The sequence below is a fragment of the Nocardioides luteus genome (genome assembly GCF_015752315.1).
Classification (GTDB): Bacteria; Actinomycetota; Actinomycetes; order Propionibacteriales; family Nocardioidaceae; genus Nocardioides.
In genome coordinates this window covers 5,115,729-5,129,073 of the sequence record NZ_JADOVJ010000001.1, presented here as the reverse complement: position 1 = coordinate 5,129,073, position 13,345 = coordinate 5,115,729, and the positions used below count along the sequence as shown (strand labels likewise).

14 protein-coding genes and 1 tRNA gene are annotated in these 13,345 nt (G+C 68.9%); 5 read left to right on the top strand and 10 right to left on the bottom strand.

All coding sequences use genetic code 11. The features are described 5' to 3' along the window. Complete coding sequence (locus tag HD557_RS24580; protein ID WP_008356293.1) at positions 1 to 351, bottom strand: DUF485 domain-containing protein; 351 nt, start codon at positions 349 to 351, stop codon at positions 1 to 3. 280 nt (positions 352 to 631) lie between these two features. Continuing rightward, the gene (locus tag HD557_RS24575; protein ID WP_196875809.1) at positions 632 to 1,666 is read right to left on the bottom strand and encodes a hypothetical protein; all 1,035 of its coding nucleotides are present in this window, start codon (positions 1,664 to 1,666) and stop codon (positions 632 to 634) included. Between HD557_RS24575 and HD557_RS24570 the strand changes: the two genes are divergently transcribed. Next, positions 1,644 to 2,171, top strand: a complete 528-nt coding sequence (locus tag HD557_RS24570) for a hypothetical protein (protein WP_196875808.1) — start codon at positions 1,644 to 1,646, stop codon at positions 2,169 to 2,171. The genes HD557_RS24575 and HD557_RS24570 overlap by 23 nt on opposite strands. A gap of 3 nt (positions 2,172 to 2,174) precedes the next feature. On the opposite strand, the gene HD557_RS24565 is transcribed toward HD557_RS24570, so the two are convergent. Genes HD557_RS24565 through HD557_RS24550 form a run of 4 tightly spaced genes read right to left on the bottom strand, consistent with a single transcriptional unit; the run spans position 2,175 to position 5,952 of the window. Beyond that, a complete protein-coding gene (locus HD557_RS24565) occupies positions 2,175 to 3,704 on the bottom strand; it encodes a sodium/solute symporter (protein ID WP_196875807.1) in 1,530 nt (509 codons plus the stop codon). After that, a complete protein-coding gene (locus tag HD557_RS24560) occupies positions 3,701 to 4,069 on the bottom strand; it encodes a membrane protein (RefSeq protein ID WP_008356299.1) in 369 nt (122 codons plus the stop codon). The genes HD557_RS24565 and HD557_RS24560 overlap by 4 nt, the downstream gene beginning before the upstream one ends. Before the next feature lie 9 nt (positions 4,070 to 4,078). Continuing rightward, a complete protein-coding gene (locus HD557_RS24555; RefSeq protein WP_008356300.1) occupies positions 4,079 to 4,852 on the bottom strand; it encodes a LytR/AlgR family response regulator transcription factor in 774 nt (257 codons plus the stop codon). Beyond that, entirely contained in the window at positions 4,849 to 5,952 is a 1,104-nt protein-coding gene (locus tag HD557_RS24550; RefSeq protein ID WP_008356301.1) for a sensor histidine kinase, read from the bottom strand. Before HD557_RS24550 ends, HD557_RS24555 begins: the two co-directional genes overlap by 4 nt. A gap of 101 nt (positions 5,953 to 6,053) precedes the next feature. Here HD557_RS24550 and HD557_RS24545 point away from each other — a divergent pair, with 101 nt between their 5' ends. Continuing rightward, a complete protein-coding gene (locus HD557_RS24545; protein WP_196875806.1) occupies positions 6,054 to 6,527 on the top strand; it encodes a hypothetical protein in 474 nt (157 codons plus the stop codon). A 7-nt stretch (positions 6,528 to 6,534) separates the two neighbouring features. Here the strand turns inward: HD557_RS24545 and HD557_RS24540 are convergent. The 3 genes from HD557_RS24540 to HD557_RS24530 form a co-directional block, all read right to left on the bottom strand. Next, positions 6,535 to 6,607: transfer RNA gene (locus HD557_RS24540), tRNA-Pro, on the bottom strand. A 184-nt stretch (positions 6,608 to 6,791) separates the two neighbouring features. Then, complete coding sequence (locus HD557_RS24535; RefSeq protein ID WP_196875805.1) at positions 6,792 to 7,166, bottom strand: low affinity iron permease family protein; 375 nt, start codon at positions 7,164 to 7,166, stop codon at positions 6,792 to 6,794. Then, positions 7,163 to 7,594: a low affinity iron permease family protein gene (locus HD557_RS24530; RefSeq protein WP_196875804.1), complete on the bottom strand. Its 432-nt coding sequence runs from the start codon at positions 7,592 to 7,594 to the stop codon at positions 7,163 to 7,165. Before HD557_RS24530 ends, HD557_RS24535 begins: the two co-directional genes overlap by 4 nt. A 98-nt stretch (positions 7,595 to 7,692) precedes the next feature. On the opposite strand from HD557_RS24530, the gene HD557_RS24525 reads away from it, so the two are divergent. The 3 genes from HD557_RS24525 (at position 7,693) to HD557_RS24515 (ending at position 12,206) form a co-directional block, all read left to right on the top strand. Continuing rightward, complete coding sequence (locus tag HD557_RS24525; RefSeq protein ID WP_196875803.1) at positions 7,693 to 8,643, top strand: 5'-nucleotidase; 951 nt, start codon at positions 7,693 to 7,695, stop codon at positions 8,641 to 8,643. A gap of 427 nt (positions 8,644 to 9,070) precedes the next feature. Then, positions 9,071 to 10,528 (top strand): alkaline phosphatase PhoX, encoded by a 1,458-nt coding sequence (locus HD557_RS24520; protein WP_196875802.1) that lies wholly within the window; start codon positions 9,071 to 9,073, stop codon positions 10,526 to 10,528. 226 nt (positions 10,529 to 10,754) lie between these two features. Continuing rightward, positions 10,755 to 12,206, top strand: a complete 1,452-nt coding sequence (locus HD557_RS24515) for an MFS transporter (RefSeq protein ID WP_008356307.1) — start codon at positions 10,755 to 10,757, stop codon at positions 12,204 to 12,206. A gap of 105 nt (positions 12,207 to 12,311) precedes the next feature. Here HD557_RS24515 and trpS read toward each other — a convergent pair whose 3' ends face one another. Then, positions 12,312 to 13,265, bottom strand: a complete 954-nt coding sequence (gene trpS / locus HD557_RS24510; RefSeq protein ID WP_008356308.1) for a tryptophan--tRNA ligase — start codon at positions 13,263 to 13,265, stop codon at positions 12,312 to 12,314. Between the last annotated feature and the right edge of the window lie 80 nt (positions 13,266 to 13,345).

Genomic DNA, 13,345 nt, shown 5'->3' with positions numbered 1-13,345 from the left:
TCAGGCCTCCCTCTTCTGGCTCTCGTATTCCTCGTCGAGCTTCCGAGCCAGCGGGTCGAGGTGCTTGTTGGAGTAGTTGGCGTAGAGGTAGGCGATACCGAACGTGGTCGCGAACTGCAGGAGCCCGAAGACCAGCGCGACGTTGATGTTGCCGACCAGCTTGGTGTTCATGAAGCCCTCAGCCCAGTTCGAGCAGACGACGTAGAGGAGGTACCAAGCCAGGAATGCCACCGTGGCCGGGAAGACGAACTTCCGGTACGCCGACCGCAGAGCGCGAAACTCCGCCGTGGCGTGCAGGCTGTCGTAGACCGGGTCGTGCCGGTGGGCTTGGTCGTGTGCTTCAGCGCTCACGGTTAACCCTTTCGTTGACGAGGCCGTCCATCGTGGGGGTGAAGGACGGGCGACGTGTGATCGCAGTCACATTAGGGCTCGCTCGCCCCGCTCGTCGCGGGGTAATGCGCCCTCCCTCGGTGGGCGGCGCGGTCGCGCGACGAGCGGTCGGTTTCGTACGTCGAGTGGCACCGAGCCCCCAGGGCTCGGGAGCGGCTACGACCGAGGGTCCGGCCTTGTGAACGATTCACAAGGCCGGACCCTCTCTCATAGCTGACGGCTACGTGGATGTCGTGCGGAGCTATGCCCGACGGGTCAGGATGAACGTCGCCGAAGTGTCCGCCTTGACCCGGGCTGTCGCCGGGACGTACCACCTGTAGCTGGACCGCCTCGGCGGTCGCAGCGCCACGGAGCATTGCCCGGTCGAAGCTGTCACGCACGACGTGGCGGTCGCCCACTGGGTGCCGGTCCAACGTTGCAGGTAGATCCGTCGACCGCCGTAACTGGCGTCGCCTTGACGGGCGAGTTTGCCGGTTACTCTCCACCGCTTGTCGGTTGCCTTGACCGTGCTGCCGTACTTGGTCACGCTCGACCAGTACGGCGAGTTGTACGAGACGCTGAATGTCCTCGACCTGTTCAGTGTCACGTAGGTGACGTCGCCGGTGGCCGGGTTGACGAGCTCGATGTACTGGCTGGTGGTCGCGCGGTAGGTCCCAGTCGTGCTCTTGCACCAGCGGAAGGATCCCGCGTTCGAATCGACGAGCGAGCCTGCCTGGTTGTAGGTGTATGTGTAGCCACTGCGCGAGTACAGATTCCAGCCGGCCGGGATGTTGCTGATCCCACTGACGACGACATTTCCGACGTTGCCGCAGGTGTCCTTCCAGACCTTCACGTTCGAGGCAGAGATCGACACGGAAGGCGCCTGGATCTTCAGAGTGAAGGTCGTCGAGACGCCGTACGAGCTTTCGTTGCCGGTCTGGCTGTTGTAGTAGTCGGCCGACCCACGAGCTGTGTAGGTGCCCGGGCGGTCATCGCACAGGAACACCGTGCTGGCGTAGGTGTCGACGTTCCCATCCGTGCTGATTGGCTGCTCGAAGACTCCGGTGACCTCGGCGCCAGCAGGATCGATGATGTCGAGGGAGAGCCATCCGCCAGTGTCGTACGTGTCCCTCTCGACCTTGACCTCGATGTATCCGTGGTAGTCACAGGCTCCCGGAGGGAGGGTGACGTTGCGAGCGGAGGCAGTCACGTCTCCGGGGGCGGCGCTGGCCGGGCTGGCCAGCGCAAGCAGCGGTACGACGATTGCCGCTGCGGTGAGGCTTGCGAACTTCTTCATGTGCCTTTCGAATTCATCGTTCGGGATGGGCTGCGACGTCCCGACGACACGTGCCGAGAACCGCGAGATCGTAAAGACGCTCGACGTCCATCGACGGGTGCTCTCAGGCTCGTGTCCCCAAATATGGGGATGCGATCCCGGCGGTCGGATCGGGCGAGCAGCAGCCGCGTTTGTGGGCCGGTTAGCGATGGAAGTGCCCATCTCGCCGGAGTTTCGAGCCGTCGCCTGCGTGGCCGGTGGTCACCGGGACGAACGAAAATTCGTTCGCTCTGTGATGGGTGAACAAATTTTCGTTCACCTGGCGGCGGGAGGGTATCGAGGCGGCGATGCGCCGGAAGGATCAAGCGCTTGGTTCGTCGCTGGCAACCGCGGTGGCGTGTCAGCGCGGCGATTCGACGTCCCTGTCGTCGAGCCGCTCGCACCCGGCTCGCACCTGCTGGTGATTCACGGCGGTGACGGTCATGGGTGGACCACCTCGGTTCAGGTGGAGATCACCGTCTGCTGAGAGTCAGCGCTGCAGCGCGGGCGTGACGGCGGGCTCGATCGTCGGTTCGGGGGTGTGGAGGCGGACGAGAAGCCGCGTGGTGTGGGCGGGGACGTGGGCGGCGGTGGCGAGGCTGACCACGATCATGACCGCGAACGACAGCGGCACCGCCCACAAGGCCGGCTGGCTGAGAGCGACATCCGCCCAGGTGTCCGTACGCGACCCACTGATCGTGAACACCACGGCCGTGCCGGTGGTGATGAGCCCGGTGACCAGGCCGGTCGCGGCGCCGTAGGCGGTCAGCCGGCGCCACCAGATACCGAGCAGGAGCAGGGGGCAGAAGGTGGCGGCGGCGAGGGCGAAGGCGAGCGCGACGCCGCGGGCGACGCCGACGCTGGGGGTCAGCAGGGCGCCGGCGACCGGCACGATGACGGCGACCAGGGAGGCGATCCGGAAGGCGGCGACACCGCCGTAGCGGCTGCCCCGGCGGCGCAGCAGCGGCACGACCACGTCCTGGGAGAGCACGCCGGAGACGGCGATGGCCAGGCCCGACGACGTCGACAGGAACGCGGCGAAGGCACCCGCGCAGACCAGCCCGGTGAGGGCGTCACCTGCCCAGCCGGGGACCATCAGACGGGGGAGCTCGAGCACCAGGGTGTCGGCGGAGGCGGGGGTGGCTGCGTACACGCGTCCGAGGAGGCCGAGGATCGGTGGCAGCAGGTAGAAGACGCCGAGCAGTGCGAGCACGACCAGGGTGGTGCGGCGGGCGGCGCGGCCGTCGGGGTTGGTGTAGAAGCGGACGCCCACGTGCGGCAGGCCCATGGTGCCGAGGAAGGTCGCCGCGATCAGCGAGTAGGTGGCGTAGAGGCCGGCGGAACCGTCGGTGCCCATCGGCAGCGACCAGGTCTGGCTGAGGTCGGTGGCCCGAGGCGCGCCGTCGCTGCCCCAGACCGCGACCAGCACCCCGACCGGCACCAGCAGGGCGGTCAGCTTGAGCCAGTACTGGAAGGCCTGGACGAACGTGATGGAGCGCATCCCGCCGGAGAAGACGCTGACCAGCACCACCGTCCCGACCAGCACCGGTCCCACCCAGCGAGGTGCGCCCGCGACCAGCTCCAGGGTCAGCCCGGCACCCTGCAGCTGCGGCAGCAGATAGAGCCAGCCGATGGACACGACCAGCAGCGAGCAGAGCCTCCGGACGCCGCGCGAGGCGAGCCGCTCCTCGGCGAAGTCGGGCAGCGTATACGCCCCTGACCTGCGCAGAGGTGCCGCGACCAGGGTCAGCAGCACCAGATACCCGGCGGTCCAGCCGATCGGATACCAGAGCATCTCGGCGCCGGAGGTGAAGACGAGTCCGGCGACACCGAGGAAGGAGGCGGCGGAGAGATACTCCCCGCCGATGGCGCTCGCGTTGAGGCCGGGCCGCACCGACCGCGAGGCGACGTAGAAGTCGCTCGTGGTCCGGCTGAACCGCAGCCCCCAGGTGCCGATCGTCAGCGTCGCCAGGGTGACCAGGGTGACCGCGACGATCGCCGGGGCGGAGTCGAAGGTCATGGCGTCTCGTCGTCCGACTTCAGGAGGTCGGCGTAGCTGGCCTCGTTGCGCTCCGCACCGCGCAGGTACCAGCGACCGAGGAGGAACAGGAACGGGTAGACCAGCACCCCGAGGAGCAGCCAGGGGAGCGGGATGCCGAACGGCGAGGTGTGGACCAGCCCCGGAGCCAGCCAGAAGAGCAGCGGGAGCGAGCCGACGCCGAGGAAGAGCACGGCCAGGGTGCGGACGGCGATCGAGAGCTGGGCGCGCATCAGCGAGCCGAGGTAGACCTCGCCGAGGCGGGTGTCCTCGCCGACATCGACCCGGCGGACGGCCGGGCGACGCCGGGGCGGACCGGTGACGCGTACGCGTTGGGGTTCAGTCATCGGATCGGGTCATGAGCGTCGGGCGAGCAGGTCCTTGAGCTGGCGCGTGTGGCGGCGGCTGACCTGCAGCTCGGTGCCACGGGACGCGCCGCCGACGACGACCGAGCAGCGCCCGGCCTCGGAGCGGACCTCGGTCACGTGGGCGAGGTTGACGAGGAGGGAGCGGTGGATGCGTACGAACCGGGCGGATGCCCACTCCTGCTCCAGCTGCGTCAGCGGGACCCGCACCAGGTGGGAGGCGTCGGCGGTGTGCAGCCGGGCGTAGTCGCCCTGCGCCTCGACGTGGGTGATCTGGGAGCGCCACACGAAGCGGGTGACCCCGCCGAGCTCGACCGGGATCTGGATGTCGCCGCTCGGCTCCTCCTCCGGCATGCTGCCCATCAGCCGGGTCACGGTCTCGGCCAGCCGCTCGGCGCGCACCGGCTTGAGCACGTAGTCGACCGCGCGCAGGTCGAACGCCTCGAGCGCGTGCTCCTCGTGGGCGGTCACGAACACGACCGCCGGCGGCGTCTTGAAGCGCGCCAGCAGCCGCGCCAGCTCGAGGCCGTTGAGCCCCGGCATCTGGATGTCGAGGAACACCGCGTCGACGCCCGAGCCCTGCAGCTGCTGCAGCCCGTCGGTCGCGTTCAGGCAGGTGCGCACCTCCGCCACCCGTGCGTCCTGGGTCAGCAGGTAGGAGAGCTCGTCGGCCGCCGGCGGCTCGTCGTCGACGACCAGGATCCTCAATCGCCCACCCGGCGCCCCTTGTCTGGCGGCGAAGGCCTGCGTCGTACGGCCGTTCATGTGTGCACTCCTGGGGCGAACTTCGGGATTCTGAGGATGACCTTCGTGCCGGCGCCGCGGGCGGTCTCGACGACCAGGCCGTAGTCGTCGCCGTAGGCGTTGCGGAGCCGGGCGTCGACGTTGCCGAGCCCGACGGAGTCGGCGCCGCCGGCCAGTGCGTTGCGTACCTTCTCCGGGTCCTCGCCGGCGCCGTCGTCCTCGACCTCGATGACGCACTCGGTGCCGCTGTCGGCGGCCCGGATGGAGATGTGGCCGGTCTGCGCGTCGGCCAGGCCGTGGCGTACGGCGTTCTCGACCAGCGGCTGCAGGCACAGGAACGGCACCGCGATCGGCAGCACCTCGGGCGCGACCGACAGCCTGACCGAGAGCCGCTCGCCGAACCGGGCCTGCTCCAGGAGCAGGTAGCGCTCGACGGAGCGGAGCTCCTCGGACAGCGTCGTGTACTCGCCGTGGGTGCGGAAGGAGTAGCGGGTGAAGTCCGCGAACTCCAGGAGCAGCTCCCGCGCCCGCTCCGGATCCGTGCGTACGAAGCTGGCGATCGCCCCCAGCGAGTTGTAGATGAAGTGGGGGCTGATCTGAGCGCGCAGCGCGCGCACCTCGGCCTCCATCAGCCGACGCCGCGACGCGTCGAGCTCGGCGAGCTCGAGCTGCCCGGAGACCCAGGTCGCGACCTCGTCGGTGGCGCGGACCATCATCGCGGAAGTGTCCGGGGCGTAGGCCTGCAGCGTGCCGACCAGATGGTCGTCGACGACCAGCGGGCTGACCACCGCGGAGTGGATCGGGCAGCCGGCCTGGCCGCACTCGAGGTCGACCCGGTCGTAGAACCGGGTCGCGCCGCGCTCCAGCGTGCCCTCGGCCAGCTTGGTCACGTGCTCCTGGTGATGGGTGCCGATGCCCTCCCAGGCGAGCAGGCCGTCGGTGTCGGTGATCGCGAGGGCAGGGGCGGCCAGGAGCGCCTGGAGATGCGGGGCGGCGCGCTCGGCGCTGTCGACGGTCAGGCCGCCGCGCAGGGCCGGGCTGGCCAGCGATGCGTTGTGGAGGGTGCGGAAGGTCGCCCGATCGGCTTCTGTGCCCAGGTGGGTTCGCTTCCAGCGCCGCATCCGTGCTCCTTCCTCGCCGGTGCTCCATCGACCTCCAGTGTGATGGCGCCCACGTTATCTGTCACCCGAGCCGCTGCGGGGTCGCGAGGTAGGTTTGGCGCATGCGACTGAGTCGAGTGATCCCGGGTCTGCTGGCCGTCGGTGTAGCGGGCGCGGGCGCCGCCTTCGTGATCGGCATGCGCAACAAGTCGCCCTGGCTGCAGGACCGGATCCGCGCCTTCTCGAAGCGGTTCGCCGCCGAGGCGCTGAAGACCGCCGGCGGGGAAGGCGCCACCAACGGCGTCGTCCTCCACGTGGGCCGCGCGAGCGGTCGGGAGTACGCCACCCCGATCACGCCGTTCCCGACCCCGGACGGCTTCGTCATCAACCTGCCCTACACCTCCAAGGTCGACTGGGTTCAGAACGTGCTGGCCGCCAACTCGGCCACGATCGTCCACGACGGCATCGAGCACCGCGTCACCGACCCGCGGGTCGTCCCCTACGCCGAGGTCGCGCCGCTGCTGCCCAAGGCCGCGGGCGTCTTCCGGGCCGTCTTCGACGTCCAGGAGTTCCTCCGCGTCACCAAGGTCGACTGAGACCTCGTCGGGTTGGCGGGACTCGAACCCGCGATCGCCTGGACCCAAACCAGGAGGGATGGCCGCTTCCCTACAACCCGTTGTCCACAGACAGAGAAGGCCGCCACGAGGAGTCTCCTCGGAGCGGCCTGGTTGCGCCTGAGTGCAGGCTCAGGTCAGCGGCCGCTCCTCGAACGGGTGGCGGTGGAACGGAAGCGGTCGCTGCTGCATGCCGACCACGCTAGACAGGCCAGACGTCGGATGCACACCATTTATCCGCGAGACTCACCGGTGATGCCGGTGACGGATGTCCTCCTGGTCCTCCAGGTCTCGGTCCTCGATCGCGATGACGTCGTTGTCCGCGCCTTCGACGCCCTCGACCAGCTGGTCGAGCTTGAGCAGGATGGCCTTCGTCTGCCGGTTGGTCGTGTGCTGGATGCTGAAGAGCACCAGCAGGCTGACCATCGAGGCGGTCGCGTACACGAGGCTGTGCCACCACGTGGCGAACCCGGTGAGCAGGCCGGCGATCAGCAGTCCTGCGACGACGATCATGCTGATCCCGCTGGCCCACGCCGAACCGGCCACGCCGGAGAGCACGTGAGCCGCGGCCGAGAAGCGATCACGTACGTACTGACGTGACTCCAGGGCAAGGCGCGTCATTCCGCGCTTTCCCGCTCCTCCAGGCCTACCGCCTGGCGCAGCTCGTCGCGGTCATCACGGAGCTCGGGATGGTCACGGGCGAGCCTCTCCATCATGTCGGAGAGACCTCCGGCGATGGCGTTGAGCTTCTGCTGGACGGCGTCGTCGGCACGTTTCTGGGTGTTCTGCAGGAGCGCCACCAGCAGGAACGTGATGATCGTCGTGGCCGTGTTGATGATCAGCTGCCAGGTGTCCACATCGGGCAGCACGAAGACGGACGGTGCCCAGATCACCACCAGCAGCACGCACATCATGAAGAACCACGCCCGCGACACGAAGTTGCTCGCATGGGTGGCGAACCGGTCGAACACCCCGAGATGGTCTCCGACCTCGGACGGCATCTCGCCGCCTTGACGCCCGGAGTGGTGCTCACGCTCGCTCGTCGGCATCACTACCTCCTTCACCGACGTTCCCGGTACCCGATTCACCGCTTCTCATACCCAAACGCCCCGGCCCGGTGTCGGAGGCGAGCGGTAGGTTGCGGAGCGTGGGATACGAGCTGAGCGGGCGGTTGGTCGTCGGGATCGCGTCGAGCGCGCTCTTCGACCTGACCGAGTCGGACGCCTACTTCCGCGAGCACGGCGAGGAGGCCTACCGCCGCTATCAGGACGAGCGCATCGACGACCAGCTCCGCCCCGGCGTCGCGTTCCCGTTCATCAAGCGGCTGCTGAGCCTCAACGACCTGGCCGAGGACGCCGAGGACGGTCTCGTCGAGGTGATCGTGGTCTCGCGCAACGACCCCAGCACCGGGCTGCGGGTGATGCGCTCGATCGAGCACCACGGCCTGCCGATGACCCGTGCCGTCTTCACCCAGGGCCGCTCGCCCCATCCCTACATCGGCGCGCTCGGGATGTCGCTGTTCCTCAGCGGCAACCGCGACGACGTCATCGCGGCCAACCGCGAGGGGTTCCCGGCCGGTCACGTGCTGCCGTCGGCGGCGACGTACGACGAGAACGACCGCTCCGTCGTCGTCGCCTTCGACTTCGACGGCGTGCTCGCCGACGACGGCTCGGAACGGATCTTCCGCGAGGAGGGCATCGGGAGCTATCGGGCCTACGAGGCGAGCCGGAAGACCGAGCCGCTCCAGCCCGGGCCGCTGCAGCCGCTGCTGCGCGACCTCAACCGGATCCAGCAGATCGAGGAGCAGCGCCGCCTGGAGGATCCGGGCTACGAGCCGCGGCTGCGGATCGCGCTGGTCACCGCCCGCGGGGCCCCGGCTCACGAGCGCGCGATCCGGTCGCTGCAGTCCTGGGACGTCTACGTCAACGAGGCCTTCTTCCTCGGCGGGGTGGAGAAGAGGCGCGTGCTGGAGGTCCTGCGCCCGCTGATCTTCTTCGACGACCAGACGACCCACCTGGACGAGGCGGTCGGCTCGATCGCCGGGGTCCACATCCCCTACGGCGTGGCCAACTCCGACGACGTTCCTCCTGGTCAATAGCACCTTCACAGTTCGACCACAGGAAGTTCTCAACTGGGGGACAGGCGCGTGGCTGTGTCACCCTGGGGTGAGTTGTACAGATTCTGTTCACGTAGAAGTGCGAGGTGTTCACTCGATGACTTCGGCTATGTGTGCCAAGTGCACCGAAGACGAGGAGATCCGGGTTCTCGCGCGTTCGGCGGGGGGCCGCCGGCGGCTGATGTGCTGCAGGTGTGGGTACGCGTGGGAGAGCGGTCGCTCCGGCACCGCCCGTATCGCCGGGCTGTCCGGCCTGTTCGGCGCTGCCTGAGGCGCTGCCGGCGTACGTTTCACGGTGCCGTCGCCTGAGGTTCACCTCGGGCGGTCGCGCCGGTGTTGCGGAGTGGCTTGGGTAGAGGGTCGAGACCTGTCACGGGTTCCCCTACGAAGCTCCGAGGAGTTCCAACCCATGTCCGCAACTCGACGCTCCCTGCTCACCGGAGGAGCCGTGGCCGGGGTCGGCCTGGCCGTCGCCGGTGCCGTTCCCGCCCTTGCCGAGGCGAAGCCCGCTCGGCCCGGCACCCCAGGACGCAAGCGCGCTCGCGAGCCGTTCCCGCCGCTCGTGGACGACCCCCAGGGCATCCTCGCGCTGGCCGAGGGGTTCTCCTACGCCATCGTCACCTCCGCCGGTGAGACGACCCTGAAGTCGGGGGAGAAGACGCCGTCCAACCACGACGGGATGATGGTGCTCGGCGGCCGGCGCGGGCGCTACACGCTGATCCAGAACCACGAGGTCGAGCCCGGCGAGGGCATTCCGGTCCCGCTGGTGCCCGGGACGGTCTACGACGCCGGCGCCCCCTCGGGCGGCTGCACCGTGATCACCACCGACGCGGGCGGCGCCAACCTCGGTGAGTTCGTCGCCATCTCCGGCACCTCGACCAACTGCGCCGGCGGCCCGACGCCGTGGGGGACCTGGCTGACCTGCGAGGAGACCGTCAACGACGCCGGCGAGGAGTGGGAGGGCGAGGACGGCAGCACGGGTGTCTACGAGAAGGACCACGGCTACGTCTTCGAGGTCTGGGCCGACGGCTCGGCCGACCCGCGTCCGATCAAGGCGTTCGGTCGCTACGACCACGAGGCCCTCGCGATCGACCGGACCCGCACCAAGGTCTTCCTCTCCGAGGACGCCGACGAGCCCAACGGGCTCTTCTACCGCTGGACCGCTCCGGCCGGGGTCAGGCTCGGTCCGGGCGTGCTCACCGAGCTGGTCGACGACGCCGGCACGCTCGCCGCGATGCAGATCATCCTGCCCGACGGCTCGGTGCTGCCCGACGTGGCCTACCTGACCTCCGCGCAGATGGGTCAGCCCTTCCCGGTGAGGTGGAAGACCGTCCCCGAGCGCGACGCCCAGGAGACGCCGTGCCGGGAGCAGTTCGCCGACGGCGAGGTCACCCGCGGGCGCAAGTTCGAGGGCGTGTGGGGCACCGACGAGGGCGTCTACGTGGTCAACTCCTACGCCTGGGAGGACATCGATCTCCCCGCTGACGCCTCGCCGCACGACGGCATGGTCTGGTTCTACGACTACGAGGCCGAGACCATCCAGCTGGTGACGTACTTCCCGCACCAGACGCAGTCCGAGGACGATGCTCCGGCGCCGAAGTACGGCGACCTCACCTTCGACGGTCCCGACAACGTCACCGTCACCCCGTGGGGCTCGCTGGTGCTCGCCGAGGACGGCAGCGGCGCCTCGCACGTGCTCGGTGCGTTCCCCGGCGGCCCGGCGTACGCCATCGCCCGCAACGACCTCAACGACTCCGAGTTCTGCGGCCCGTGCTTCTCGCCCGACGGCAAGGTCCTCTTCGTCAACATGCAGGACCCCGGCTACACGCTGGCCATCACCGGCCCGTGGGAGCGCTACCTCGGCTGAGGCTCCGCGACCCAAGAGGCCACGACGTACGCGGCGGGCGGCTCGGGCCGCCCGCCGCGTACCTTCTCCGGGCCGACCCCGTCGAGGCCGGCCGACGTGAGGTTGTGAGTTCTGTGAGGTCGTGAGCGGAAGTTGACGGTCTCGCACGCGAGGGTTGGCGGCTGCTGAAACGTTGGCTGGCGATCGTGGGTGGTATCTCGCCGACTGCCGTATCTGAGGAGCCACCATGAGCCGCCGCTACTGGATAGACGACTGGCGTCCGGAGGACGCCACCTTCTGGGAGGAGACCGGGGCGAAGACCGCCCGCCGCAACCTGATCTGGTCGATCTTCGCCGAGCACCTCGGCTTCTCGGTCTGGCTGATCTGGTCGGTGTCGTCCGCCTTCCTGGTCGCCCAGGGCTTCGACTTCACCCCGAGCCAGCTGTTCTTCCTGATCGCGATCCCGAACCTGGTGGGATCGCTGCTGCGGGTGCCCTACACCCTCGCGGTGCCGAAGTTCGGCGGCCGCAACTGGACGATGATGTCGGCCGCGCTGCTGCTCGTGCCGACCCTCGGCTTCGCGTACGCCGTGACCCAGCCGTCCACGCCCTACTGGGCCTTCTGCCTCATCGCCGCCACGGCCGGTCTCGGCGGCGGCAACTTCGCCTCCTCGATGGCGAACATCAACTTCTTCTACCCGTCCGACAAGAAGGGCGCCGCGCTCGGTCTCAACGCCGCCGGCGGCAACCTCGGCGTCGCGCTCATCCAGTTCCTGCTGCCGGTGATCGTCGGCGGTGCCGGCATCTTCGGGCTGATCAAGGCCTCCGACGGCGGCATCCACCTCGAGCGGGCCGCCTTCGTCTACGCGGCACTGGCCGTCATCGCGATCCTCGCGGCCTTCTTCTTCATGGACAACCTCAGCTCTGCGAAGTCGTCCACACGTGAGCAGCTCTCGGTCGTGAAGTCGAAGCAGACCTGGATCATGTCCTTCCTCTACATCGGCACCTTCGGCTCCTTCATCGGCTACTCCGCCGCGATGCCGCTGCTGATCAAGCTCAACTTCTGGGTGCCCGAGCCCGCGCCCCTGGGCACCGGTATCTACTTCGCCTACTTCGCCTTCCTTGGCGCCCTGATCGGCTCCGCGACCCGGCCGCTGGGTGGATGGCTGGCCGACCGCTGGGGCGGCGCGAAGGTGACGCTCGGCGCATTCATCGGGTTGGTCGTCTTCACCCTCGCGGTGCTGTGGACCCTGATGCAGCTCACCCCGAACCCGGATGCCACGCCGGCGATCGCGTTCGAGAACCAGTCGTGGTTCCCGGTCTTCCTGGGCTTCTTCATGCTGGTCTTCGCCTCGACCGGCATCGGCAACGGGTCGACCTACAAGATGATCCCGGCGATCTTCCGTCGTGAGGCCGAGATGGCCACCACGCCGGGCACCGCCGAGCGCGAGGCCGCTCTCGTCGGCGCGACCAAGAAGTCCTCCGCCGCGGTCGGCATCATCGGCGCCGTCGGCGCCGTCGGCGGCTTCCTCATCCCGATCGCCTTCAACAGCCCGTGGGTCACCAACCCACTCGACGCCACCAAGTCGGCGTTCGTCGCCTTCACCATCTTCTACGCCATCTGCGCCCTGGTCACCTTCATGGTCTACCTGCGCCCGCAGCGTGCGCGGGTCGGTGAGCTGGCGGACGTGCGGATCTGACCCGGCCCGGCCCGGCCGGCTGTAACACGTCGTTCGTAGGACTTCTCGCCCGCTCAGACAGGGCGAGTTGTCCTACGAACAGCGTGTTACCCGGGCCGGCCGCCCTCAGGCCAGCCCGATAGCCGCCTCCGCGGCGGCCAGGACCGGAGCGGTCACCTCGCGGCACCGCTCGGCTCCCGCGGCGTAGACCTGCGTGACGTACGCCCGGTCGGCGGCGAGCTCGCGGTAGCGCTTCTGGATCGGCTCGAGCTCGGCGACGACGGCGTCGGTGACCGCCGCCTTCAGAGCGCCGTAGCCCGACAGGCCGGCAGCGGAACCGCCACACGCCTCGAGGATGTCGATCAGATTGGTCACCCCCGGCCGTGACGGATCCCGGGAGACGTCCCCGGCTGAGTCGGTGACCGCACGAGCCACCTTGCGGCGTACGGCATCGGGATCGTCCAGCAGGAAGATCGAGCCCGGGTGCTCGTCGCCGGCCGACTTCGACATCTTGCGCGTCGGGTCGGCCAGATCCATGATCCGGGCCCCGGCCGCAGGATGCACCGCCTGCGGGACCGCGAAGACCCGGCCGTACGTCGTGTTGAACCGCACGGCGATGTCGCGGGCGAGCTCGACGTGCTGACGCTGGTCGTCGCCCACCGGCACCTCGGACGCGCCGTAGAGCAGGATGTCGGCGGCCATCAGCACCGGATAGGTGAACAGCGAGGCGCGCACCGATGCCCCGACGCGGCGTGACTTCTCCTTGAACTGGATCATCCGCCCCAGCTCGCCGGTGTGCGCGACGCACTCGAGCAGATAGCTGAGCGACCGGTGCGCGGGGACGTGCGACTGGATGAACAACGTCGCCGGTTCGAGCCCCGAGGCCATCAGGAGGAGGGCCATCTCCTCCGTCCGCGTACGCAGCACCGACGGTTCGTGCGGCAGCGTGAGTGCGTGCAGGTCGGAGAGCCCGTAGAAGGCCGAGGAGTCGGCGGAGGCGGCCATGGGCCGCAGCGCTCCGAGCAGGTTGCCGAGGGTCAGCCGGCCGGAGGGAGTGATGAGGGAGAGTCGCTTGGTCATGATGGACCTTTCGGGTGTGAGGCCCACGGGTCAGCGACGATCGAACGAGAAAGGCCGCCCGTGGGCGGCCTGATGTGAGT

Coding starts and splice junctions, on each gene's coding strand:
- HD557_RS24545 (WP_196875806.1), top strand. CDS start 6,054: ATGCGACTGAGTCGAGTGATCCCGGGTCTGCTGGCCGTCGGTGTAGCG.
- HD557_RS24530 (WP_196875804.1), bottom strand. CDS start 7,594: ATGCCGACGAGCGAGCGTGAGCACCACTCCGGGCGTCAAGGCGGCGAG.
- HD557_RS24555 (WP_008356300.1), bottom strand. CDS start 4,852: ATGAACGGCCGTACGACGCAGGCCTTCGCCGCCAGACAAGGGGCGCCG.
- HD557_RS24565 (WP_196875807.1), bottom strand. CDS start 3,704: ATGACCTTCGACTCCGCCCCGGCGATCGTCGCGGTCACCCTGGTCACC.
- HD557_RS24550 (WP_008356301.1), bottom strand. CDS start 5,952: ATGCGGCGCTGGAAGCGAACCCACCTGGGCACAGAAGCCGATCGGGCG.
- HD557_RS24515 (WP_008356307.1), top strand. CDS start 10,755: ATGAGCCGCCGCTACTGGATAGACGACTGGCGTCCGGAGGACGCCACC.
- HD557_RS24535 (WP_196875805.1), bottom strand. CDS start 7,166: ATGACGCGCCTTGCCCTGGAGTCACGTCAGTACGTACGTGATCGCTTC.
- HD557_RS24520 (WP_196875802.1), top strand. CDS start 9,071: ATGTCCGCAACTCGACGCTCCCTGCTCACCGGAGGAGCCGTGGCCGGG.
- HD557_RS24575 (WP_196875809.1), bottom strand. CDS start 1,666: ATGAAGAAGTTCGCAAGCCTCACCGCAGCGGCAATCGTCGTACCGCTG.
- HD557_RS24560 (WP_008356299.1), bottom strand. CDS start 4,069: ATGACTGAACCCCAACGCGTACGCGTCACCGGTCCGCCCCGGCGTCGC.
- trpS (WP_008356308.1), bottom strand. CDS start 13,265: ATGACCAAGCGACTCTCCCTCATCACTCCCTCCGGCCGGCTGACCCTC.